The organism is Streptomyces sp. NPDC058701 (assembly GCF_042715295.1).
Classification (GTDB): domain Bacteria; phylum Actinomycetota; class Actinomycetes; order Streptomycetales; family Streptomycetaceae; genus Streptomyces.
Genome location: NZ_JBHXSY010000025.1, coordinates 81,492 through 102,620 on the forward strand (window position 1 = coordinate 81,492; position 21,129 = coordinate 102,620).

Sequence of the window (21,129 nt, forward strand, 5' to 3'; positions counted from 1 at the left end):
AGCCGCACCAACAGTGGACGGATGAGGGAAACGAGCTGCCTGCCGTGAACGGCCGTCCGGTGTGACCGACGAGGACGCGGACACGGCCTGGGAACGACAGCTCAAGGACGGGTTCCTGGGGATCGGCCACCGGTTCGGCCCTGCCGTCGTGCATCGGCGGATGGATTTCGCGGGGGCGACGGCTCCCCCGGGCACGTCTCGGGCGCATTCGCGCCGCCGCTCGCCGCCGCCACGCGCGGGTGCCGGGCTCCGGGCTCCGGGCTCCGGGCTCCGGGCTCCGGGCTCCGGGCTCCGGGCTAGACTGCTCCGCTGCACCCTGACTGGAGGTCACCTGAGTGTTCCCCGTACAGGCACGTGCCGGTGCTTCGTTGGCTCTGGCGGTTCTCGCCCTCTCCGGCTGTTCCTCCCACTGGGGCTGCACCGACAGCACGGCGGAGCGCGGTGAGGCCGGTGCCCGGGTGCAGGTCCTCGACACGTCCGGGCGGCCTCTCGGCGTCACCGCCCATACCGTTGACTGGCGCCTTGAGCCTCACCCGCAAGTGCCCTCCGAAGGCAGCCAGGTCCACTTCCGCTACCGCTTCGACGGCGCCGAGGAGGGATCCGGACCCGCGGTGGACGCCTGCGCGGTCGACGCAGAGCGCGTGGCGTTGATGTGCAAGACGATCCATTCGTCCGGCGCCTGGCCTGAGCCGGACGGTGCCCGTACAGGCGACGACTGGCTAGCCGTCGAACACCCAGGGCAGGTTGCCGGAGTGCTCTTGATCCCCAATGACCAGTCCCACGACGGACGATCGTGCGAGCAGGACGGCAAGGACGGCGGCGGGACGCATCCTCCGAAGCGTGCCGGTGTGGGGGACCGGCTCTAGCCGGCACTCGACTGGCAGGACGGGGGTGGCCTCGGCAGCCGAGGTGGAGCCAGGGGCCGTGGGAAGCCGGCCATCGCCGGAGGTGGCGGTAGTCAGGCTCCTGTCCGCATGCCGGGGAGATGGTGCGGAGGTCGACGCTGCCGTTCGACGGCGAAGAATGGTCACGCCCCAAAGCCCGTCTCGGGCTGCGCTTCCCACCAGGACCGAGTGTGAAGCCACACCCTGGGCCCACCCATCCGGTGGTGCGCGCAGCCGGATGTCCCGCGTCAGGACCGGGTGGAGTCCGCGGCCGTTCCCGTGCGGGTCGGTTCGGGTGCCACCTCCCGTAGCTCCGCGAGGAGTTCGCTCTGGCCGACCAGCAGCTCGGTCAGGATGCGGCGGGCCGCGCGCAGCAGTTCGGCGACGTCACCGCCCGCCAGGGCGTAGCTGACGGTCGACCCGTCGCGGATGGAGACGACGATGCCGGATCGGCGCAGGACTCCCAGCTGCTGGGAGAGGTTGGACGGTTCTATGTCGATCTCGGCGAGGAGATCGCGCACGGGCATGGGTCCGCTCTGCAAGAGCTCCAGGACACGGATGCGGACGGGGTGCCCGAGCATCCGGAAGAACTCGGCCTTCGCCTGGTACAGGGGGACCTTCATTCCCACGCATGCTCCTGCTGTTGAGGGTCGAAGGGGTGAAGGCGGCGGGACGGCCGGGTTGCGGCACGACTGCCGTTCTCCAGCCTTCCGCCCGGTCGGCCCACGCGCGCCGGGTATGCGCGCTTTCGGATGTGCCGAGTTGAAGACTTCTTCAACTCGTGGGCATGCGTGGGCCCGGGAACACGGTGGTCAGACCTCCAGATTGGCCTCGATGCGCTTGAGCTGGTGGCGCGCCATGGCCAGGTTGGAGTTCGACTTGTCCAGCACCACGTACAGGAACAGGCCGTTGCTGCCCCGTCCCTTCAGCAGCCGGATCAGGTGGTACTGGGTGCCGAGGGTGATGAGCAGGTCCTCGATGTCGTCCTGCAGGCCCAGCATCTCCATGGTCCGGACCTTCGCCCGGATCACGTCGGTGTTCCCGGCCGCGGCGACCGACAGGTCGAGATCCTTCCCCCCGCCGAGCGTGCCCAGCGCCATGCCACTGCTGTAGTCCACCAGCGCGACCCCCAACGCGCCCTCGATCGAGGTCATCGTCTCCTTCAGGGAAACTTCCACATTCGCCATCGACGCCCACTCCCTTATTTCTCCGTCGACGCCCGGCACCCGCGTCGCCCGCCCGCTCCGGCACCGGACCGTTTGCGCCCACCACGCTAGTGATCGCGTCCGCCGACGGGAGGGAAACCGAGGCTTTGGCGCGATTCACCCCCTGCCCGGGACGGCGCCGGGGACTCCGCTGCTGACCCGGCCCCGTGCGGCGTTCCAAACCCGCGCGGGGGCGCCTTCCGCGGCCGTCCGAAAAGGAGCGCTGCCAGCCGGGACGGGCCCGACCGGCGCGCGCCCGTGCCGAGCGTCGAGCGTCGAGGGCGCCCGGTGTCCCGAGCGCACACAGGGCCGCGAAGCCGGTCAGGGGCGGTTCAGGCCCCACGTCTGGAGGGCGTAGGGGCGGCCCTTCTCCTCGCCCGTGATCAGCGGGACGTCGAGCAGTCCGAAGCCCGTCTTGGTGGCCACGGAGACGCTGGCCGCGTTCTCGGCCTCCAGTTCCAGGATCACCTGCTCCGCGCCCAGCTCCTCGAAGGCGTACGCGGCCATGACCCGGACCGCCCGTGCCGCCAGCCCCTGGCCGCGGTGTGCCGGGCCGACCGCGTAGCCGAGCTCCGTGCCCTCGGGGGCGCGGCGCAGCATGACCTCGCCGAGCGGCGCACCGCCGTCGACGGTGATGGCGAGCAGGACCGCGGTGCCCTCCGCGCGCAGCTGCCGGGCCCGCTCCAGCCGCGCACGGGCGGCGGCTGCGTCGAAGGGCGACACGATCGGCGTCCAGTGCGCGATGTCGGGGTGGTCGAACAGCTCCGGCATCGCGGCCAGGTCGGGCTCCGTCCAGTCGCGGAGGACGAGCCCCTCCCCCGTGAGTTCGATCCGCTCGGGGAAGGACGGCGTGGTGCTGCTCATGGTGGGGCCTCCCTGGTCTGGTCAGGACGAGGCAGGATAGCCGGGGGCCGCGATGCCGGATCGGGCAGGTCGCCCGGGCGGGTGGTTTCCTGGAGGTCGCGAACGCATCGGTCAGATCGAGGGGGGTTGCGCGCGCCTGCGAGGTCTCTGTGGCGTCCGGACTCTCCGTGGCTTCCGGCCCGCGCCGGTCTCCCGTACCGGCCTGCGCGACCTCCTCCCGCAGTCCTGACCGGCACCGTCCGGTCCGGGCCGCCCCGGTCGTTCGACCAGCCCGGTTCCCGCCGTCTCCGGCGCAAGTGGTTTCCACGACGGGCGGCTCCTGTCGACCACTTCCGGCCAACCTCCGCACCGCCACGTCCCGATCGCGGGGCCGCACGCCCCGACGCGCGCCTTCCGGCGTCTGGGCCGTGCCGTTCACCCAGGTCGTCCAGATCCGGCTGCTCCACCTTCCGGCCTGCGCTGTACTCGCTTCCTCCGCTCCACGCGGCGGAGGTCAAGTGCCTTGTTGGGCAAGCGTGTTGTGCTTCCCGTCGCCCGAGTCCCGTTCCCTGACGTCCCCTGCCGGAGGACCCCCGTGCATCCCACGCCCACACCCACGCCCGCCCCCGCGCACCCCCGGACCGACGCCCCCGCCCCCGGCGCCGTCGCCCACGACAACGCACCGTCCCGGCCGGACGCGGGGTGGGGGGAATGAGCCAGGACGCCGAGCGCCCGGAGCAGCCCGACGTACAGGCCGTGTCGGAATCCGAGCGGCTGCTCTTCGGCGGGGAGCTGGCCTACGACATCGGATGGGAGCGCCACGAGGGCGCCTGGCTCAAGCTCGGCCTGTGGGACATGGCGAAGGGCATGCCGCGCATGGTCGGTACCGGGGTGCGGCTCGCGCACCGCGCCGACGCCCGCTCCCTTCGCGTGGTCCTCGGCTCCGAGCTCGGGCGCGGCATCGCCCAGGCCGTCGGGCTGGTCGCGGTCAACGGCGTGCTGGGCCACATCCTGTCCGGCGGCACGACCAACGAACGGCTGGCCCGTGCGGTTCCCGCGCTCATCGTGATCGCGGTGACGGCGTTGACGGGCTCGCTGCTGCGTTCCGCGTCGACGGCGGCGACCGGTGCGCTGGAGCCGAAGGTGCAGCGGGTGGCGACCGAGCGGTACCTGGGGCTGGTGCACCGGGTGGAGCTGTCGGCGATCGAGGACGACGAGTTCCACCGTCTGCTGGACGCCGCCCGGTACGGAGCCGATTCCGCGCGCCGGATGATCCGGTACTGCACCAACACCCTGAACTCGGCGATCTCCCTGGTCGCCGCGGCCGGCGTCCTCACCGTGCTCCACCCGGGGCTGCTGCCGCTCCTGGTGCTGATGACCCTGCCGAGCGCGTGGAGTTCCCTGACGATCTCCAAGCAGCGCTACGTCTCGTTCCACACCTTCGTCCAGCACGCACGCGCCGGTCATCTGCTGGGCCAGCTCCTGACGCAGCAGGAGGCGGCCGCCGAGGTCCGCGTGCACGAGGTCGGCCCGTTCCTCCTCGGTCACTTCAGGAGCATGGCGGAGACCAGCGAGCGCGAGCAGACCCGCCTGGCCCGCAACGCCGCCCGCATCGGGCTGAGGGCCGACGGCGCCGGCGGGATCGCGACGCTCCTCACGTACGGGGCGCTCGGGCTGCTGCTGTGGAGCGGAAGGATGGACTTCGCCGTCGCCGGGACCGCGGTCCTCGCGATCCGCACCGGCGTGTCCAGCCTCGACAGCCTCGTGCTGCAGATCACCGACCTGCACCAGGAGTCACTGTTCGTCGCCGACTACGAGCGCCTGTGCACCGAGGCCGGGGCCCGGGCCATCCCGGCCGGAGGCGTACCGCTGCCCGAGCGCCTCCGGGAGGTCCGCTTCGAGAAGGTCACGTTCACCTACCCGGGCGCCACCGGCGAACGGGTGGAGCCGACCCTGCGCGAAGTGTCCCTGGCCTTCCCGATGGGCAAGGTCGTCGCCCTCGTCGGCGAGAACGGGTCCGGCAAGTCCACCCTGATCAAGCTCCTGTCCGGCTTGTACCTCCCGGACGAGGGCGGCGGCACGATCTGGTGGGACGACGTCGACGCGGCCACCGCGGACCGGGGGCAGATCTTCGCCCGGGTCGCCCTGATGAGCCAGTCGTTCTACCACTGGCCGTTCACGTTCCGCGTCAACATCGGCATCGGCCGGCCCACCCGTCCGATCGACGACGGGGCGGTGGAGACCGCAGCCGCCTACTCGGGCGCCGACGGCGTCCTCGCCGAGCTGCCCCGCGGACTGGGCACGCTGCTGGCGCGCGGCTACCGGGGCGGACACCAGATCTCCGGCGGACAGTGGCAGAAGATCGGAATCAGCCGGGCGAAGTACAAGGACGCCGAGATCCTGGTGGTCGACGAGCCGACGAGCGCCCTCGACGCGGTCGCGGAGCAGAAGGTCTTCGACCAGATCCGGGCCCTCGCCGCGACCGGCCAGACGATCGTTCTGATCACGCACCGGCTGCACTCCGTGCGCCATGCCGACGTCATCCACGTGCTGAAGGACGGGCGGGTCGCCGAGTCCGGCACCTTCGCCGAACTGATGGACGAGGACGGTGGCACCGGCGACTTCCGCGCCGCCTACACGGTGCAGGCCTCCGCGTTCGCCGACAGCCTCCCCGGGCAGCGCGACCGCGCCGCGGACACCCGGGCGGAGGACCGTACGTGAAGCCGCCGCTCCGGGCCCTCCCCGGTGCCGGCCCCGGCTGCCCGCCCGCTCAGCGGGGCGGGCCCGCCCCGCACGCGGTGGCCGGGGAACACGGGGAGCCGGGGCTCACTGGCCGACCCTTCCGTCCACGCACTCGCGCAGCAGGTCGGCGTGCCCGCAGTGGCGGGCGTACTCCTCGATCCTGTGCACCATCAGCTCCCGGACGGCGATGCCGTCCTTCGCCAGACGTTCGCCCAGGTCCGGGTGCTCGGCGAGCGCGGCGTCCGTCGCGGCCTGCTCCCGCGCCAGCGCCGCGAACGCCGCGTCGACCTCGGTCTGTTCGCCGACGGCTCCGTCGAAGTCCGCGTCCCTTCCGCCGTAGAGCTTCGGCACGGGATCGGCGTCGCTGATCCAGTTCCGCCAGTCCCGTTCCACTTCGACGAGATGCCGTACCAGTCCGAGCAGCGACATCGTCGACGGCGGGACCGAACGTCGGGCGAGCTGCTCCGCGTCCAGGCCCTCGCACTTCATCCGCAGGGTCATGCGGTAGTCGGCCAGGTAGCCGCGCAGCGTGGCGAGTTCGCCCTCGGGGCCGGCCCCCTCGCTGTTGCGGGGGTCGTCGTCCGGGTTCGCCCACATGTCGGGGTAGACGGTTGACCGGGTCCATCGCGCGGGTTGTTCGTTCATGCGTGCCATGTTCGTTCGTACGGGAGCGGCGCGCCACGGGATATGCACGGGAGCGGGTCGGCGCGCCGGGCCGGGGACGGGCCGGGGACGGGGACGGGGCCGGGGCCGGGGACGGGGCGGGACACCAGCCAGTCCTCCCGGGCGCAGGCGTGGCGTGGCGTGGCGCGCCGTGCGGGTGGTCCGCCGCTGGGGCGACAGCGCGTACCCGGCCCTCCCGTACCCGGTGGCGGCCGACAGGACGGCGAGGGCGGCCGGGACCGGCTTCCCTCTGCCGACGTGGCCCCCCTCGCGCCTGACGACCCGTAAGCGGCATGGCAGATCGGTGCACTTGGACGCGTTGTGGGAAGTGATCAGAGCATGTGTCCCGCGTGTCCGTGCGCGGAACGCCGGGACCACCCTGTGTCGCTGCCTACCGTGGCCCGATGAACGCACCTACAGCGCCACTGACCGCCGGGTACGGGATCCGCTGTGCGCGGCCGACGGAATCCGGCGCCATCGCCGCACTCCTCGCCCGTGCCTTCGCCGACGATCCGGTGATGGGGTGGATGTTCCCCGAACCGTCCGACCGGGAGCGCAGGACCTCCCGGTTCTTCATGCTGCTGCAGCGGCAGCAGCGCCCCCGGGCCGGCGGCGTCCGGGTGGCCGCCACCGCGGAGGGCCGGCTCTTGGCGGCCGCGCTGTGGTCGGGACCCGGCCGCTGGAAGCCCTCGGCGGTGCGGGAGCTGGCGACCCTGCCGCTCTACGCGCGCGCCTTCGGCACGGACGGGCTGCGGCGGGCCGCCGACGTGGAGAACTCCTTGCAGGCGGCCCATCCGGAGACGCCGCACTGGTACCTGCCGACCCTGGGGACCGACCCCGCCTTCCAGGGCGTCGGGGCGGGGTCGGCGCTCGTGCGCCAGCAGACCGCCCTCTGCGACCGCCTCGGCCGGCCCGCGTACCTGGAGTCCAGCAAGCCGTCGAACGTTCCCTTCTACGAGCGGCTCGGTTTCCGCGTCACCCGCGAGCTTCGGCTGCCGGACGGCGGCCCGGCCCTCTGGGCGATGTGGCGCGACCCCGGCCGGGGTCGTCCACGTACCCCTCGGTGACCGCCGGCGCGGCGGCCGTGACGGCCAGCCGCGGGTTGGCCTCGGGCAGCTCGGGAGGCCGAACCCGCACGCGGACGGCGTGGCGGTGGCCGGGAGGCTGCTGGAGGCTGAGCGGATCACCCCTCTGGCCCCACTGCGCCCGGGGGGCGGAACCCACCCGGCCTGGTTCGCTCCCGTGGGCAAGGACCGCTGGGCGCTTCTGTTCGGCGCCGCTGGTCCCCGCTGGTCGCCGCTGCGGCCCGTACTGGAACCGTTCCCCGTCCGGTACGTGGCCAGCGCCGATCGCACCGGTCACCCGCCGGCCGCCTCCACCTAAGCCGCGCCGGAGATGTTCCCGGGGGCTCCCGTCCGCGTCCGATTGCGGGCCTGAACCGGGCCACCTGCACGGCTCCGGGAACCGAGCGGGACGGGACCGCGGAGCACTCGACAGGCGGGATGCCCATTTACGTCCTAGTTTGTCATCGTCATCGATTCCCAGACGTGAGGAGCAGGACATGGCTGACAAGGGCGGAATGGACAAGATCAAGGGCAAGGCGAAGGAAGCGGCCGGCAAGGCCACCGGCAACGACCGGATGAAGGCCGAGGGGAAGATGGACCAGGCGAAGGGCAAGACGAAGGACGCCGTCACCGGCGCCAAGGACTCCCTGCGGGACAAGCGCGACCACCGCTGAACCAGGTCTCGGCACGGGCCCGCCTCCGCGAGGCGGGCCCTTCGCCGCGTCACGGCCGCCGCAGCCCCTGCCGGTCAGGGGGGTGACGGGTCCGTACGGGCGTTGCGCGCGGTCCGGCAGGGCGCGCTGCAGGTCCAGGGGCGGCAGGTGTCGATCTGCGTCAGTCCGGTGGTGGCGGGGTTGGGCCGACGGTGGGAGCCGAGGCAGGCCTGAGGTCGCTGGAGAAGCGGGCCCGCCAGGATCGAATGCCCGCTCCTCTCCGCAACGAGACCGGATCGTGATGGAGCGGAACGGGTCGGAGCGATGATTTCCGCCGGGGCCGCCGGTCTCCCTTTCGACCGTACGCCTGCCGAGGAGACCCCATGACCGAGCTCGTGACCCACACGTTGGACACCGTCGGCGCCACAGTCCGCTACGACGTCCGCAGCGGACTCCCGGACAGCGGCGCCAACGGCCCCGCCCTGTTCCTGATCGGCTCGCCCATGGACGCGAGCGGCTTCCTCACGCTGGCCTCGCACTTCACCGACCGGACCGTCGTCACCTACGACCCCCGCGGAACCGGCCGCAGCATCCGTACGGACGGCGCGGCCGAGTCGATGCCCGAGGAGCACGCCGACGACCTGCGCCGGGTCATCGAAGCGCTCGGCTCGGGTCCCGTGGACGTGTTCGCCAGCAGCGGCGGCGCCGTCAACGCGCTCGACCTGGTGGCACGGCATCCGGAACTCGTGCGTACCCTCGTCGCGCACGAGCCGCCCACGGCGCAGGTCCTGCCGGACCGCGAGGCGGCACTGGAGGTCTGCGCGGACATCCACGCGACGTACCTGCGGGACGGCACGGGGCCCGCGATGGCGAAGTTCATCGCCGTGGCCGGCCGGCAGGGCCCGTTCCCCGCCGACTGGGCGGACGAGCCCGCGCCCGATCCCGCCGCCTTCGGGCTGCCCACCGAGGACGACGGGTCGCGCGACGACCCGCTGCTGGGTCAGAACATCCGCGGCTGCACGGGGTACCGCCCCGACTTCGCCGCCCTGCGCGCGGCCACGACCCGTATCGTCGTCGCGGCGGGCAAGGAGTCGCAGGGCGAGTTCCCGGCCCGTGCCGCGTCGGCGATCGCCGACGGGCTGGGCACCGAGCTGACCCTCTTCCCCAGCCACCACGGCGGCTTCCTCGGCGGCGAGTTCGGCCAGCAGGGAGATCCGGACGCCTTCGCGCAGACGCTCCGCGAGGTGTTGCCGCCCGTGGGCCACTGACCCGCAGCCCTCGGGCCCGTGGGCCCCCACGGGGAGCGGTGATCGCCACGTGAGGCGGGACCCGGGACGCCGGGCGTCCCGCGTCCCCCCGCCTCAGCCGCGGTGTCGTGTGGCCGGGGCGCCGCGCCGGCTCCGGGGTCGGCGCCCGCGGGCACCCGTCACCACTCGCGCCCGGCGATCAGCTCCTCCACGTCCGCGTCCCCGAACCCGTAGGCGGACGCCACGAAGCCGAAGTCCTCCGCTATCTCTTCGCGGGCGACGGTCTCGATCTCGCTTCCCGCCGCCTCGAACTCGGCCTCCAGCTCGTTGAACGCCTCCGTCGCCACTGCGGTGAGGTGGTACAACGCGGCCAGGTCGGAGGGCCGTTCGGCCTCGATCCGCTCGCACAGGCCCAGCAGGACGGCGCGGCCCTTGTCGAGGACGCGATCCGGGTAGTACGCGTCCGCGTACAGCGCACGCAGGAACACGTACTCGTTGACCTGCTGGTTCGTGATCGACACTGGTTTCCCCATCCTTCGGCGAACTGACGCGCTGATCCTGCACCATGCGACTGACAACCCCGCCCCCCCCCGGGGAAGAACCACGGTCCGCATGACGACCGGGACCGCCAGGCTCTCCGACGCGGGGGCGCCGCGCGCTCAGGCGGTGGCCGCGGCGCCGTCGGGGGCCGCGGCGCGGAGTGCGATGCCGTGCCGGGATCGCACCACCTTCGGCATCGGGCAGCGCCCGTCGGCCGCCGCGAGGAGCGCGGCGCTCTGCTCCGCGGCGATCCGTCCGGTGAGCGGGACGGCCGCCGTGAGGTCGTTCGGTACGGCCGGCGCGTCGGAGGGCACCTCGAAGAAGCGGGCGCCGTCCGTCGTTGTCGCGGCCCCGGACGCCCGCCTCGACCCGGTCGCCGGGTGCGCCGTCCGGCGCGGCCAGGCACGGGCCCGCCCCAAGTCGGCCGGCCCTCCGGTCGGTGGCGGCGGCGCCGGTGGTCCGAAGACGATGTCGCTGTAGGAGGCGGTGTCCGTGACGATCGTCTCCGGGCGCTTGCCTCCGTCGCGGTCGTATAGGACGTCGAGCACGCGCAGGGAGTCGCGCGGGGTGCCGGCCACGACCTTCCCGCCCAGGCCCGCCGCCTGGTCGTTGATCATGTTGAGCCAAGTTGCCCCGCCTCGGCGGCCGAAGCACTTCGGGTTCGGCCGCGCGTAGACCGAGGGACCGGGACGACGAACCGCATCCCGTCGACCGAGGCGACCAGGCCGCCGCCCCACGCGCTCGCGAGGTCGATGGACGCCTGGTGTTCGATGAGCGTGGCGTTCGCGGCCCGGTAGGTCGCGAGCCGCACTCGTTCGCACGCGCCAGGGGCACGCCGTGGTAGGCCACACGGACAGCACGCCCTGGCTGTTCCCCGGCGCATTCCCCGGACGCCCTATGGACGGCGTCTCCATCACGGCCCGGTTGAACCGCGTCGGGATCAAGGCTCGAGCCGGACGCAACACCGCACTCATGGAACTGGCCGCGAACTCCCAGCCGTTGTCCTCAGCGGTCTCCTGGGCATCCACATCAACACCGCCACGCTCTGGGCCCGGGAAGCAGGCAGCACTCGCCCGGGATATGCGGCAGAGGTGGCACGAAGGGAACTCCGCAAGAACCGATAGGCCAGTGACCGGTAAACCCCGGGGAAGTGGTGTCACACCCATCATGACAGGTCAGAAGGCGTTTTCGTAGGACTAACGGCACAGGCGACCAGCCTTGTCCGGTCCTCTCCGGGGCACCCAGAATCTCCGTTATGAATCACTCGGGGAAAGTCGATCAGGACGACATAGTGCGGGCGCGGAATGTGCTGCTCGCGTCGGGACACCGCACGCCGCGCGAGGAAGTCGACGCCTACCGGGTGCTCGCCCAGGTCAGCCCCGCCTCGTACTTGCCGCTCCTGGCCAGGGCGCTGCAACGTCTGAGTTACGACACCAGCACCGGTAAGAAGCATGTAGCCAGTCTCGCGCTGTGCGAGGAGGCGGTGGCCGTGGCGCGGTCCATCGATCCGACCGAACCTTCCCGTGCAGATGCTCTGTACAGGGCCCTCGACAGCTGCCAAAGCGAGCTGTATGGCCTGGGTCGTCGTGCCGAAGGGCTCGCTATGCGCGCCGAGATGCTCGACATTGGCCGTGCTCAGGCCGAACTCTCCGGAGACCCCGTGGTCAAGGGGCTGCACGAGTGGGCTGCCGGTCTTTCCGAGGCAGGCCGATACGCCGAAGCTGCCGATGCCATGACCGAGTTGGTCGCGGCGATCCTGCCTAACGGGCCTGGCGGTGGGGGTCTCGCCTGGACACTCATGGAGTGGATCGCCGCTCTCCATGACGCCGGCCGGTCCGGCGAAGCACTCGCCGCGTTCGACACACTCGTCAGCATGGAAGCTGACGAAGCCGCGAACGATCGCGGCTCGATGGCCTGCCATCTCTACGCGCTCATCGGGTACGCGCTCATACTCGATACCTACGGCCGGGGGGAGCAGGCAGCCCTCGTACGGCAAGAGGCACTCGCCTTGCTGACGGAGTTGGCCGATACCGGTGAGCGGAAGTCCTGGAGTGGCTATCAGGCGACGTTCTGGGCGGTGCTGCTGTCCTTTTCCGGCGCCGAAAGCGATCGGCCTGCGCCCGATGGACCGTGTCCGCCTTCGGGGGCGGCGCCCATGCCTTGGTCGCCCGTTGGCAAGCGGCGCTACTTCGACAGCCGTCATGCCCTCCGAGCAGAGGTGGACGCCATGGCTCCGCGAGCCGCCGAGGATCCGGACCAGCATCTGGCCGAACTTGTTCGGCTGCACCGGGTCCTGACCGTCCGCTCCGCCGTGTATTGGGAGAATCGCACCCATCTGTTCGCGGAGCGGGTGCGCTCCTTGTTCGACGACGGAGTGGGCCTGGCCCGTCGGCTGTCTCAGCACGACCCGGCAGACGGAACGCGAACACTGGCCAGGATCCTGATCGACCGATCGACCTTCCACACCGCCGCGCGCGAGTTCAGGGCCGCCCTCGATGACTTCCGCGAAGCCCTCAGCTACCTGGGGGAGGCCAACTAACCCGAGCCGGCCAATGTCCGCCCCAGGACTCGTACGCACGAGCAGCTCGCGCAGGCTGCGGAAGGTCGGCCATTCCCCACCTTCGAAAGGCCCGGGTCACCAGTAGGGACGAGGTCGAGGGCCGGGAGGATCAGGAAGCGTGCGGTCGTCGTCATTCGTCATGTGTCTCTCCACGGAATGGAAGTCTCGGGCCACCAGAGACGGCGATGCCGGATCGCCTTCACCCGAGACGCCATCGATACCGGGCGTTCCGCCGAAGGCACGGGCGGCGACCCCGTCAGAAGGCAACGGACGAGCCGCTGAATTCCCCGGTGAATCCACCGGCCGGTTTCACATCCCCATCACCGTCCCACGTCCCACGTCCCACGTCCCGGGGCGCCGGGCATGCCGGGCCCAGGCCTGCCGGGACGCTGCTGTCCCCGAGGGGCGGCGCTTGGCCGGAGTGCCGTTTCTTCAGTGAGGGTGTGGGGCCGAATGGGTGGGGCGTTCCAGAAGGGCGTGGAGGCGCTCGCGCAGTACGTGACGGCGGGAGGGCCGGCTTCCGGGGCGCGGTGTGGTCGAGGTCCTGTTCCGCGGCACGGGTGAAGGCTGCTCCGCCCCCGGGGTGTTACTCGGTTCAGCCTGCGCTACCGGGGCGCGGTGCCTCAACTCGTCGTCACCGGCGGAACCGTCGTCCCCTCCCTCATCACCGTCGTCGACGGGACCGGCAACGTCCTCGCCGCATACGCGGCACGCCCCGCCCCCAGGAGCGGGAGCGGCACATGGCAGACGCCGGAAACCGGGTACAGCAGGCCATGGGCACCTGGCATCATGGCTCACGTGATCATTTGTCGAAAGGCCGATGCCGCGTAGACGGCCGCGCGCACTGCTCGCTGAACATTCGGTCTCCCGTGTCTGGGGGCCGACCCCACCGTTCCGGATCCATGGACTCTCCGCCAGGGCGAGCCTGGCCGTGCACCGGGCCGAGCACCTGAGCGACAGCTTCTACATCCACCCAGGTGCCACCGACCGTGCGTTGCGGCGGTACCGCGAGTTCCTCCACCCATCGGGCAGACGTCCGCTCTACCCGCGGGAGTCGTACTGCTCGTGCACCTGGTGCTCCTTCGACGACGTCAGATATGCACGCGACGTGCTGGAGGAGGTGCTGGAGCGGCTGCCGGAACGAGCCCGTGCCGAGCTGGGCCGGCTCGTGAAGCCTGTGGATGCGGCGTTCTTGTGCCGTACTCTGCCGGACCCGTTCGTGCACCGGCGCCAGTGGCGGACACCGTTCTGGTGGTACCGCCGCCTGGCCGACAGGTCGGAGTGGGGGTGACGGAACCCGTGGTCGCCCCGTGACGGGGTGGGATGATCACAGCCATGGGTGTTGTGACCACGGCGTCGGAGTCGTCCTGGATGGCCCCGTTCACCGGGCTGAGCTCGCACGGCTTCCGCAAGCTGATCACGGTCCTCCGCCGCGAAGATGCCGACACCATGCGGCCGGGCCGGCCCTGGAGTCTTTCGCCGGTTGCACACGGCCACGTCGAAGGCCGGTATACCCGGGACGGAAGTGATCGGCTCCAAGGTCAGGGCCATGTCCGGGCAGGCGCCCGGGTGTGCTTCGCGTACGTGGTCGGCCCCGGCCTCCCGCCGAGGACCGAGGCAGTAACCGGCGCAACATCGGCAAACCGCTACCCGGTCCCCAGCCCGCACGGAGCCACTCGGCAGCCGCACCCGACATCCTATTGCCGGCGCCCCGCATTTCCACCGCCGGCAGGCGTGGTGCGGCTTCGCTCGTGCTGACGCTGCCCTTACCGGCCACCGACTCCGCCCAGCGGCTGCACACCTGAAGTCAGAAGGAACCACGAGGACGATCCCCGGTCCTAGCGGTAACACCCGCAGGCCAGCATTCAGCCCGGATGTGTGCCGGGCATGCCGTGGATGGGGCACCGTAGGCGGACGGTCTGATCGTTGGGCATGTGCCCGCTCGCCCCGCGGCATGACGGCTGTTGTCGGGCGAGGTGAGGGAATTTTTCGAGTGCGGCGAGGTAGGGCAAGTCTTCCAGGGGCTGGTCGAGGAGGAACCGGCGTGTGACTTCGAGGTGCTCGCGTGTACGGGTGAGGAAGACGAAGTGGTCGGCTTCCTTGATGGTGGCGAATACCGAGCCCGGTGACAATGGGGCCAGGGCGCGGCACTCCGGCGGCCGGGAGACGACGTCGTGTTCGCCGGTCACGGCCAGCAGGGGGGTTGTGATCGCCGTGGGTTGAGGTGCGTCTCGAAGGAGCCTCAAGCAGCGCATCCAGATGTCGATCTGCTGGTCGTCGGTGTGGCTGATGAGGTCGTCGAGAACCCAGCGCAGCGCGGCGCGTCCGCGTACGGGCAGTGCGGGGTCCTGGCACAGCAGCTCGTACGGGGATTCCGAAGACGTGAGCACAGCCTCCTTCTGATCCTGTGCTCGGTGGGCGGCGCTGCCCTGTCTCGGCTTCCTGGGTGGCCGCCCGCTTCGCTGCCGGAAGTATCAGGCGGTTGCCGAAGGCAGGCGAGGTGTCGGCCAGCCGGGTTCCCAGCGCCAGGACGCCCACAACTCGGCGGTCGCGAACACCCCGGTGCGGTCGGCGAGCATCGCAAGGACCTGGCCGCGGGCGGCCTCCACCTCCTGGTGCTCGGCGTCGGTGATGACCCCGAGCCGCCGCACGTGGGCGTACTCGTCCTCGTCCTTCCACGCGAACCGGTCCAGGCCGGGGCCGATGACGAGGTCGACGGCCAAGTCGAAGGTGTCGAACCCCGCCCGGGTGCGGCGCATGGGGCGCTCGAAGTTGACGTACCAGTTCCGCAGACCGGCCGCCGTGTAGAAGGCGTTGATGCTGAACCAGGCCTCCGGCGGCTTCCACAGCAGCAGCTCGGTCTCCTGCCAGCGCGCAGTTGTCAGCTCCCACTCCCCCGACGCCAGCTCGTCGAACGGCGCCATGCGCAACGTCGCGTTGTTCTCTGTGCGGGTCCTCGCGTACAGGGCCGGCCAGAGAACCTCCGCACCCGGCGCGCAGGCTGTCACCAGCACATCTTTCGTGTCGGTGATGACGCGCTGTGCCTGGGCGCTCCAGACCCGGCCGCGGTGCATGTCCCGCCGTACGACCGTCTCGCCGCTGCCGAAGGACTGCTCCCTCACCTGGCCACCCCGCTCGTCTTCACCGCGTCCCGGCCGTTCCGGTACCGGAGCCTGCCCCATAGGGCTGTTGTCCACCCTCAAGCTGGGCTGATCTACCGGATGGTGGCCGGCTGTATGCGGTACACCACGCTCACCGAGCGTTGCGTGGAATCGTGTGGCCTCGCTCTCCGGTATCGCGCTGCGGCGGTGTGCAGCGCGCAGGATGGGTGTCCTGTGACAGTGAACTGGATCGACTGGCATCGAAGTTAGACCAAGTTACGGCTGGTCGTGCGTGTCTCCTAACCTGTCTGAATGATCGCCGATGACGCTTCTGCTGACCTGGTCGTCCGCGTGGGAGACCCAGGAGCGCAGGCGGTCCACCTGCTGCTCTGCGAACCCTCGCGGCCTTACGGAGATGAGCCGACCCTCGACTTCATCGTGCGGGCCCGTGGCCGATGGGTGAGCATCGAGACCTTGGTGCGGACATGGGACGGCGATGGCCTCGACTCCTTCCTCTCCTCCCTGGTAGAGGACTTCCGCGGCTGGGAGGGAGCAAGAACCTGGCACTCCCTCGAATACGACCTGACCCTCTCGGCAGAGCATCGGTCTGGCGGCCACGTCCATCTGACGTGGGGTATCCACGACCGGCCGCCCGCCGAAGAATGGCATTTCGAAGTCACCACGGTGCACGCGGCAGGCGAGGACATGCAGCGCCTTGCCGCCGAGATCCATGCCCTCCTCACGAGTGAGGCCGAGTAGCCGGAACGGCGGGCTACCTCACGAACCGGTTCAGCTGCCGGTCCCACGTCGTTGGCAATTGGTCCAGGTTCAGTGGCACAGCACAAGGGGGCGGCCCGGCGGCACTGCCCCCGCCGAAGCGAGCACCGGGCCTGACCCGCACACCCATGTCGGTGCGGGCTGGCACCGACCCTAACGGCCGTCCGGGCCGCGCCCGACCGGCGGGGCGCCCCTGCTACGGAGAGGCGGTCAGGGCCGCCTCTTCCCGGGCCTGCGTCAGCTCTGCGCAGCGGATGCCCCCGCCGGGGAGTGCCACTCCATCACCGGTGACGCCGCCGTCCCGTGCTCCGTGCACCAGGAGGCGGGGACGATCCCGCCGCAGGCGTGCCGCGCGCACGGGCACTCCTCCCCCGGGGCGTGCGCCAGGCTGTGCCGGACGATGCCCGCGGCGGAGTCGGCGGCCCGCACGCGGGCGGGCCAGGACAGCTCGACCCCGGCCGCCGAGGCGGCCCCGGCCGGTCACCCGCAAGCCACCCGTCACCGCGATCGAACCGCGCTCTCGGACGGTCCACCGGCTGCGGCTCGGTGGTCGCATCCCAGGCCATGCTGGGTCTCCTCTGTGTGACGGGTATCCGGTGACCGCACTTGAGGTTGACCATGTTCGGTGGCTCCGGAATACCGGAGCCTCGGCCAGGGCACTGGGGTCAGAGACGGATGTACGGGCATCGAAGTGGCCTCCCAGCAGATCAACGGTAGGGTCCGGCCATCCCAGCGCACCCCGCTGACATCACTTTCCGTGAGCCTGCACAGAAAGTGGACCAGAGCCGTAACTCACGGACGAAGCGGCGCCGTTGGGGCGTGTGCCTTCGGTCCGGGCCTCGATTGCGCGTAGTACGGCCACCATGTCCTCGCCGCCGTGACCCTGCGCCACGGTCTCCGCATAGAGGGTGTGGCAAACGTCGAGGAGAGGAGAGGCAAGCTTGGCCTTCCGGCCGGCGTCCGCGATCAGCCGGTTGTTCTTCAGGACGTCCGCAGCCGCCGCCTGGACTGCGAAGTCGCGGGCCAGCAGTTTGGGGGCCTTCAGGCGGGAGACGGCGCTGGCCATCGGGCCCGCGTCCAGGACGTCCAGGAGGAGGCGCTGGTCGAGTCCGTACCGGTCGGCGAAGTGGAACGCCTCGGCCAGACCGGTGACCAACGTGATCAGGAACAGGTTCACCGAGAGTTTCATCAGCAGGGCGTCCGGGACCGGGCCGCAGTCGAACGTCTGGCGGCACATGGGGGCGAGCAAGGGCCGCACCGCCTCCACGGCGTCGTCGTCACCCGCCAGCATCGACACCAACTGCCCCTGCTCCGCCGGGACGCGGGAACCGGAGACCGGGGCCTCGACGTATCTCCCGCCCGCAGCCCGGATGTCGTCCTGAAGGCTTCTCGAGTACTCCGGCGAGGTCGTCCCCATGTGGACGACGGTGTGTCCGGCGACGCGTGCGGCGAAGTCCCGGGTGCCGCGTCCCAAGACCGCGTCGACGGCGGTCTCGTCGGCCAGCATGAGGATCACCATGTCGGCTCGCTCGAAGACCTCGGCAGGGCTCGCCGCGACCTCGGCTCCGGCGGCTCGCAGGGGCTCGCATCCGGTCAGGGTGCGGTTCCAGACGACAAGGGGCGTCCCCGCTCGTACGAGGTTGATCGACATGGGCCTCCCCATGACCCCGAGACCGAAGAAGCCTACGTACATGATGCACCGCCGTTTCCGGCCCACGACGAGACCGAGCCTTCACTGCCTCCGGCTATGACAGCGGTCATAGTACTCGGACCTATGACGGTGGTCATAGGGTGTTCTTTGGGAAACTCCCGGAACGGTGGAACGGCGGTGGAGGTCGAGGATGGCGGCAACAGAGATGCCCCGACGCGGACCACGTGAGCGGATGGTCTTCAGCGCAGCCCAGCTCATCCGGCGCGACGGGGTCGCCTCCACGGGTATGCGCGAGGTCGCCGCAGGCGCTGGGGCGCCGCGCGGTTCGCTCCAGCACTACTTCCCCGGCGGCAAGGAGCAGCTCGTCAACGAGGCGGTGGGCTGGGCTGGCCGATACGCGGGGAACCGGATCGCCCGCTTCCTCGCCGCGCTGCCCGAGCCGACACCCGGCGGCCTGTTCGCCGAGATGGTGCGCCAGTGGACCGACGAGTACGAGGCCACCGGCTTCGCATGTGGATGCCCCGTTGCCGCCGCCACGGTGGACTGCGCGGAGTCCACCGTGTCCACCCGGGAGGCCGCGTCCGCCGCTTTCAGCACCTGGAACGGCTCGACGGCCCTGGCCCTGGCAGAGATGGGCGTGCCCGAGGAGCGGGCCGAAGCGCTCGCCACGCTCATGATCAGCGCCCTGGAGGGGGCGATCCTCATCGCCCGCGCCGAGCGGGACATCCGCGCTCTCACAGCGGTGACCCGGGAACTCGGCCCCCTCCTCGACGCCGCGGTGAGCAAGGCCGACTGACCGCCACCTCCGGAGAGTGCCCAATGAACGACCCTGTGTCACATCGGTGGTGTCGGAGAGTGGTGAAATGTCCCCGTGGGTGGACACGCCCGACAATGGATCAGGTCTCCAGCTTGGCCCGCGCGGCGATCGCGGGGTACTCCTCCGGGTTCACGGAATCGGCCTGAGGGGCCGCCCGGGTCGCAGAAGCGTGCGCCGAGGTTGTCCGTCGGGTTGAGGTAGACCAGCGCGGTGAACCAGGGTGCGGCCTTGGCCGGGGCCTTGATCCGCAGGAGCTGGGCGTATGCGAGCAGAACCCGGTGGGCGGGTCGGTTGTAGGTGTCGGCGTAGCGCAGGACGTTGCGGAAGGGGTAGGGCAGGGACTGCTGCAGGACGCAGACGCCCGAGGCCGCCCAGGCAAGAGCCGGCTCCAGGACAGCGACAGTACGAGCTCAGCAGGCCGACGTCGTACGACGCCGCCCGCGCCGTGGCCCGTACGCGGGCGCAGCGGGTCAGACGGTCGGGGATCCGGTGTACTCGTGGCGCTGGTAGCCGCGTCCGACGCCGTGCCAGTCCAAGAGGGCGGCGTCGCCGAGGGCGCCGGGCGCGGCCCGGTGGCTGATGGTGGGGGGTGCGGTAGCGGCCGTTGTGGTCACCCTGGGAGTCGCTGTTCTCCATCCGGCTCTCGATCGCGGTGAAGTCGCGCTCGACCACCACCGGGTGGGTCGGTGCCCTCCCGGGCCTGCTTGACTGCACGCGCAGCTTGGCGCCGTCGAGGATCGTCGGGTCGTCGAGGACCGGGTAGGTCGGACCGTCCCAGCGTGCCTCGGCGTACGCGTAGACGGTCACGTTGGCCCGCGCCGCGCACACCTGCACGCGATCTCCCAGTTGTCGGGCCGGGGCCCGGAGTACCCGGCGTCGTCGATGGTCTTGACGCTGCTCGCGCACCGGTCAGCCCGGCCCGATTCACCCGCCCGAGCACGCCGGTTCACCGGCGAAACACCACTGCACCCGACCCCCGCCCGATCAGCCGGCGGCCGGCGCCGGACCCTCGCCGAACCCGGGTACGTCTTCGAGCCCCACGTCCAGGCGCAGCCGCTGGAACCGGAGTGGGTGTCGGTAGACGCCGCCGTGGTCGATGGCACGGTCAGCGCTGACCTCGGCGACCAGGGTGGGGTGGACGAGGGCTGGTTTCGAGGACGTTGCGGCTCCCCCCGTCGCCGAGAAGCGCACCCCCTCCCATGGGTGCCCGGGTGCGGCCGCGGTGAGGTGCTCGGCTACCTGCCGGGAGGCGCCGGGGCGCAGCGGTACCGTGCGGCCGACAGCGCTGAGTCGGCCGTTCTGGTCGTGGCGGCCGAGGACGAGGAGCTGCCCGGGGGTTAGGGTGCCGGTGATCGCGCCGACGATCGTCTCCGTGGCGTCCCGCCTTCTGATCTTGGTCCAGCCGCGGTATCCGGTCAGATAGCGGCTGGTCAGGGGCTTGATCAGGATCCCCTCCACACCGGATACGTTCGTCCAGGACTCCAGCCATTCCCGCGCCTTGGCCAGGTACGTCGTCATCGGGCAGAGCGTCCACGGCGCGGTCAGGGCGTGCTCGGAGAACACGCTCTCCAACAGGGTGCGCCGCTCGGCGTACGGGCGCGTGAGGAGCTCCTGGCCGTCGTGCTGCAAGAGGTCGAACGCGACGAAGTAGGCCGGCCACCGGGCGGCCAGGGCGCCGCGGGCTCGGGTGGCGGCCCGGCGCTGCAACGCCTCGAACGACAACCGGCCCGCCTCGGTGCCCAGACGACCAGTTCGCCATCGAGGACCAGGCCCTACGGCAACTGTGCCTCGGCGGCCGCCACCAGGTCCGGCCACCGGTCCTGGACCAGCGCACCGCGGCGGGTCTGCACTACCACCGTGCCGCTGGGGCCGACCGGAGTGAACAACAGCGCCCGGTGACCGTCCAGCTTCTGCTCGTACGCCACCCACGCCCGCAAAACGGCCGGGCCCGGAACGGCTTCCGCGGCCTGCGCCAGCATCGGCTCAACCGGCGGTCTAAGCGTCACGGGGCCTCCCTCACGGCTTGCCTGACCCTCTTTGTCTGCCAAACCAGCCGGAGACAGCCCTGCCCACAACAGCGACGTGCTCCCAGCAGCAGCGCCTGCCTTCCCACCCGCTCTCACAGGGCAAGGCCGACGGCGCCGAGGCCACGCTCGTTGCTGCGTTCCGAACGCCTGGCGCTGTCGCTGCCCCGGCCCAGGGCACCGGCACCTAGCGGTCGGCGACGTTGCGCTACTCGGGGTCTGACGAACATCAATGTCAGATCGTGCGCCAAGCCGCTGTCGGTCCTGGGGGGAGGCCGGCGGGCCGTCGGCGGCAGGACCGGTCTGAAGTCTTCCCCAGATAACACCCCGATATCTGCGGTAGCTTGATCTGTCACCT

At 71.0% G+C, this 21,129-nt stretch carries 20 protein-coding genes and 2 pseudogenes; 10 read left to right on the plus strand and 12 right to left on the minus strand.

The features are described 5' to 3' along the window. Nucleotides 1-335: 335 nt before the first annotated feature. Entirely contained in the window at nucleotides 336-866 is a 531-nt protein-coding gene (locus ACFWW8_RS24775) for a hypothetical protein (protein ID WP_386531394.1), read from the plus strand. Between the two features lie 266 nt (nucleotides 867-1,132). Here the strand turns inward: ACFWW8_RS24775 and ACFWW8_RS24780 are convergent, their stop codons facing one another. The 3 genes from ACFWW8_RS24780 to ACFWW8_RS24790 form a co-directional block, all read right to left on the minus strand. Further along, entirely contained in the window at nucleotides 1,133-1,507 is a 375-nt protein-coding gene (locus tag ACFWW8_RS24780) for an ArsR/SmtB family transcription factor (protein ID WP_386531396.1), read from the minus strand. A 189-nt stretch (nucleotides 1,508-1,696) separates the two neighbouring features. Next, nucleotides 1,697-2,071 (minus strand): hypothetical protein, encoded by a 375-nt coding sequence (locus tag ACFWW8_RS24785; RefSeq protein ID WP_386531398.1) that lies wholly within the window; start codon nucleotides 2,069-2,071, stop codon nucleotides 1,697-1,699. Nucleotides 2,072-2,410: 339 nt separating this feature from the next. Next, nucleotides 2,411-2,953, minus strand: coding sequence for a GNAT family N-acetyltransferase (locus tag ACFWW8_RS24790; RefSeq protein ID WP_386531399.1), 543 nt, complete (start codon nucleotides 2,951-2,953; stop codon nucleotides 2,411-2,413). A gap of 690 nt (nucleotides 2,954-3,643) precedes the next feature. Here ACFWW8_RS24790 and ACFWW8_RS24795 point away from each other — a divergent pair. Next, complete coding sequence (locus ACFWW8_RS24795) at nucleotides 3,644-5,653, plus strand: ABC transporter ATP-binding protein (protein ID WP_386531400.1); 2,010 nt, start codon at nucleotides 3,644-3,646, stop codon at nucleotides 5,651-5,653. A gap of 105 nt (nucleotides 5,654-5,758) precedes the next feature. On the opposite strand, the gene ACFWW8_RS24800 is transcribed toward ACFWW8_RS24795, so the two are convergent. Continuing rightward, nucleotides 5,759-6,328 carry a DinB family protein gene (locus ACFWW8_RS24800; RefSeq protein ID WP_386531401.1) on the minus strand — a complete coding sequence of 190 codons (570 nt, stop codon included), beginning with the start codon at nucleotides 6,326-6,328 and terminating at the stop codon, nucleotides 5,759-5,761. Between the two features lie 413 nt (nucleotides 6,329-6,741). On the opposite strand from ACFWW8_RS24800, the gene ACFWW8_RS24805 reads away from it, so the two are divergent. The 3 genes from ACFWW8_RS24805 to ACFWW8_RS24815 all read left to right on the plus strand — a co-directional run bounded on the left by ACFWW8_RS24805 (nucleotide 6,742) and on the right by ACFWW8_RS24815 (nucleotide 9,322). Beyond that, on the plus strand, nucleotides 6,742-7,404 hold the full coding sequence (locus ACFWW8_RS24805; protein ID WP_386531403.1) for a GNAT family N-acetyltransferase: 663 nt from the start codon (nucleotides 6,742-6,744) through the stop codon (nucleotides 7,402-7,404). A 494-nt stretch (nucleotides 7,405-7,898) separates the two neighbouring features. Then, nucleotides 7,899-8,075, plus strand: a complete 177-nt coding sequence (locus ACFWW8_RS24810) for a CsbD family protein (protein WP_386531405.1) — start codon at nucleotides 7,899-7,901, stop codon at nucleotides 8,073-8,075. Nucleotides 8,076-8,437: 362 nt separating this feature from the next. Continuing rightward, the gene (locus ACFWW8_RS24815) at nucleotides 8,438-9,322 is read left to right on the plus strand and encodes an alpha/beta fold hydrolase (protein ID WP_386531407.1); all 885 of its coding nucleotides are present in this window, start codon (nucleotides 8,438-8,440) and stop codon (nucleotides 9,320-9,322) included. A 158-nt stretch (nucleotides 9,323-9,480) separates the two neighbouring features. Here ACFWW8_RS24815 and ACFWW8_RS24820 read toward each other — a convergent pair whose 3' ends face one another. Together ACFWW8_RS24820 and ACFWW8_RS24825 are read right to left on the minus strand one after the other, a co-directional pair. Next, a complete protein-coding gene (locus tag ACFWW8_RS24820; protein ID WP_386531408.1) occupies nucleotides 9,481-9,822 on the minus strand; it encodes a DUF5713 family protein in 342 nt (113 codons plus the stop codon). Nucleotides 9,823-10,299: 477 nt separating this feature from the next. Continuing rightward, nucleotides 10,300-10,652 (minus strand): annotated as a pseudogene (locus ACFWW8_RS24825) (Tn3 family transposase); the annotation flags it as partial. 444 nt (nucleotides 10,653-11,096) lie between these two features. On the opposite strand from ACFWW8_RS24825, the gene ACFWW8_RS24830 reads away from it, so the two are divergent. The 3 genes and pseudogenes from ACFWW8_RS24830 to ACFWW8_RS24840 form a co-directional block, all read left to right on the plus strand. Continuing rightward, nucleotides 11,097-12,380 (plus strand): hypothetical protein, encoded by a 1,284-nt coding sequence (locus tag ACFWW8_RS24830; RefSeq protein ID WP_386531410.1) that lies wholly within the window; start codon nucleotides 11,097-11,099, stop codon nucleotides 12,378-12,380. Nucleotides 12,381-13,509: 1,129 nt separating this feature from the next. After that, nucleotides 13,510-13,692, plus strand: a complete 183-nt coding sequence (locus ACFWW8_RS24835; RefSeq protein WP_386531412.1) for a hypothetical protein — start codon at nucleotides 13,510-13,512, stop codon at nucleotides 13,690-13,692. Between the two features lie 44 nt (nucleotides 13,693-13,736). Beyond that, nucleotides 13,737-13,877: pseudogene (locus ACFWW8_RS24840) on the plus strand (IS5/IS1182 family transposase); the annotation flags it as partial. Nucleotides 13,878-14,266: 389 nt separating this feature from the next. Here the strand turns inward: ACFWW8_RS24840 and ACFWW8_RS24845 are convergent. Beyond that, entirely contained in the window at nucleotides 14,267-14,791 is a 525-nt protein-coding gene (locus tag ACFWW8_RS24845; protein ID WP_386531414.1) for an alpha/beta fold hydrolase, read from the minus strand. Between the two features lie 84 nt (nucleotides 14,792-14,875). After that, on the minus strand, nucleotides 14,876-15,523 hold the full coding sequence (locus ACFWW8_RS24850) for a DUF402 domain-containing protein (RefSeq protein WP_386531416.1): 648 nt from the start codon (nucleotides 15,521-15,523) through the stop codon (nucleotides 14,876-14,878). 291 nt (nucleotides 15,524-15,814) lie between these two features. Between ACFWW8_RS24850 and ACFWW8_RS24855 the strand changes: the two genes are divergently transcribed. Beyond that, nucleotides 15,815-16,261 (plus strand): DUF6228 family protein, encoded by a 447-nt coding sequence (locus tag ACFWW8_RS24855; RefSeq protein ID WP_386531418.1) that lies wholly within the window; start codon nucleotides 15,815-15,817, stop codon nucleotides 16,259-16,261. A 766-nt stretch (nucleotides 16,262-17,027) separates the two neighbouring features. Here ACFWW8_RS24855 and ACFWW8_RS24860 read toward each other — a convergent pair. Continuing rightward, on the minus strand, nucleotides 17,028-17,972 hold the full coding sequence (locus ACFWW8_RS24860; protein WP_386531419.1) for an NAD(P)-dependent oxidoreductase: 945 nt from the start codon (nucleotides 17,970-17,972) through the stop codon (nucleotides 17,028-17,030). Between the two features lie 148 nt (nucleotides 17,973-18,120). Between ACFWW8_RS24860 and ACFWW8_RS24865 the strand changes: the two genes are divergently transcribed. Then, the gene (locus ACFWW8_RS24865) at nucleotides 18,121-18,726 is read left to right on the plus strand and encodes a TetR/AcrR family transcriptional regulator (protein ID WP_386531421.1); all 606 of its coding nucleotides are present in this window, start codon (nucleotides 18,121-18,123) and stop codon (nucleotides 18,724-18,726) included. Nucleotides 18,727-19,217: 491 nt separating this feature from the next. Here ACFWW8_RS24865 and ACFWW8_RS24870 read toward each other — a convergent pair whose 3' ends face one another. The 3 genes from ACFWW8_RS24870 to ACFWW8_RS24880 form a co-directional block, all read right to left on the minus strand. Further along, nucleotides 19,218-19,361, minus strand: coding sequence for a hypothetical protein (locus tag ACFWW8_RS24870; RefSeq protein ID WP_386531422.1), 144 nt, complete (start codon nucleotides 19,359-19,361; stop codon nucleotides 19,218-19,220). 370 nt (nucleotides 19,362-19,731) lie between these two features. Beyond that, a complete protein-coding gene (locus ACFWW8_RS24875) occupies nucleotides 19,732-20,469 on the minus strand; it encodes an ATP-dependent DNA ligase (protein WP_386531424.1) in 738 nt (245 codons plus the stop codon). Between the two features lie 50 nt (nucleotides 20,470-20,519). Continuing rightward, a complete protein-coding gene (locus ACFWW8_RS24880) occupies nucleotides 20,520-20,753 on the minus strand; it encodes a hypothetical protein (protein WP_386531426.1) in 234 nt (77 codons plus the stop codon). Between the last annotated feature and the right edge of the window lie 376 nt (nucleotides 20,754-21,129).

Bases quoted from the DNA above. Each gene is read 5' to 3' on its own strand.
- ACFWW8_RS24780 (WP_386531396.1), bottom strand. From the start codon at position 1,507: ATGAAGGTCCCCCTGTACCAGGCGAAGGCCGAGTTCTTCCGGATGCTC.
- ACFWW8_RS24785 (WP_386531398.1), bottom strand. From the start codon at position 2,071: ATGGCGAATGTGGAAGTTTCCCTGAAGGAGACGATGACCTCGATCGAG.
- ACFWW8_RS24790 (WP_386531399.1), bottom strand. From the start codon at position 2,953: ATGAGCAGCACCACGCCGTCCTTCCCCGAGCGGATCGAACTCACGGGG.
- ACFWW8_RS24795 (WP_386531400.1), top strand. From the start codon at position 3,644: ATGAGCCAGGACGCCGAGCGCCCGGAGCAGCCCGACGTACAGGCCGTG.
- ACFWW8_RS24800 (WP_386531401.1), bottom strand. From the start codon at position 6,328: ATGGCACGCATGAACGAACAACCCGCGCGATGGACCCGGTCAACCGTC.
- ACFWW8_RS24805 (WP_386531403.1), top strand. From the start codon at position 6,742: ATGAACGCACCTACAGCGCCACTGACCGCCGGGTACGGGATCCGCTGT.
- ACFWW8_RS24810 (WP_386531405.1), top strand. From the start codon at position 7,899: ATGGCTGACAAGGGCGGAATGGACAAGATCAAGGGCAAGGCGAAGGAA.
- ACFWW8_RS24815 (WP_386531407.1), top strand. From the start codon at position 8,438: ATGACCGAGCTCGTGACCCACACGTTGGACACCGTCGGCGCCACAGTC.
- ACFWW8_RS24830 (WP_386531410.1), top strand. From the start codon at position 11,097: ATGAATCACTCGGGGAAAGTCGATCAGGACGACATAGTGCGGGCGCGG.
- ACFWW8_RS24855 (WP_386531418.1), top strand. From the start codon at position 15,815: ATGATCGCCGATGACGCTTCTGCTGACCTGGTCGTCCGCGTGGGAGAC.
- ACFWW8_RS24860 (WP_386531419.1), bottom strand. From the start codon at position 17,972: ATGTACGTAGGCTTCTTCGGTCTCGGGGTCATGGGGAGGCCCATGTCG.
- ACFWW8_RS24865 (WP_386531421.1), top strand. From the start codon at position 18,121: ATGGCGGCAACAGAGATGCCCCGACGCGGACCACGTGAGCGGATGGTC.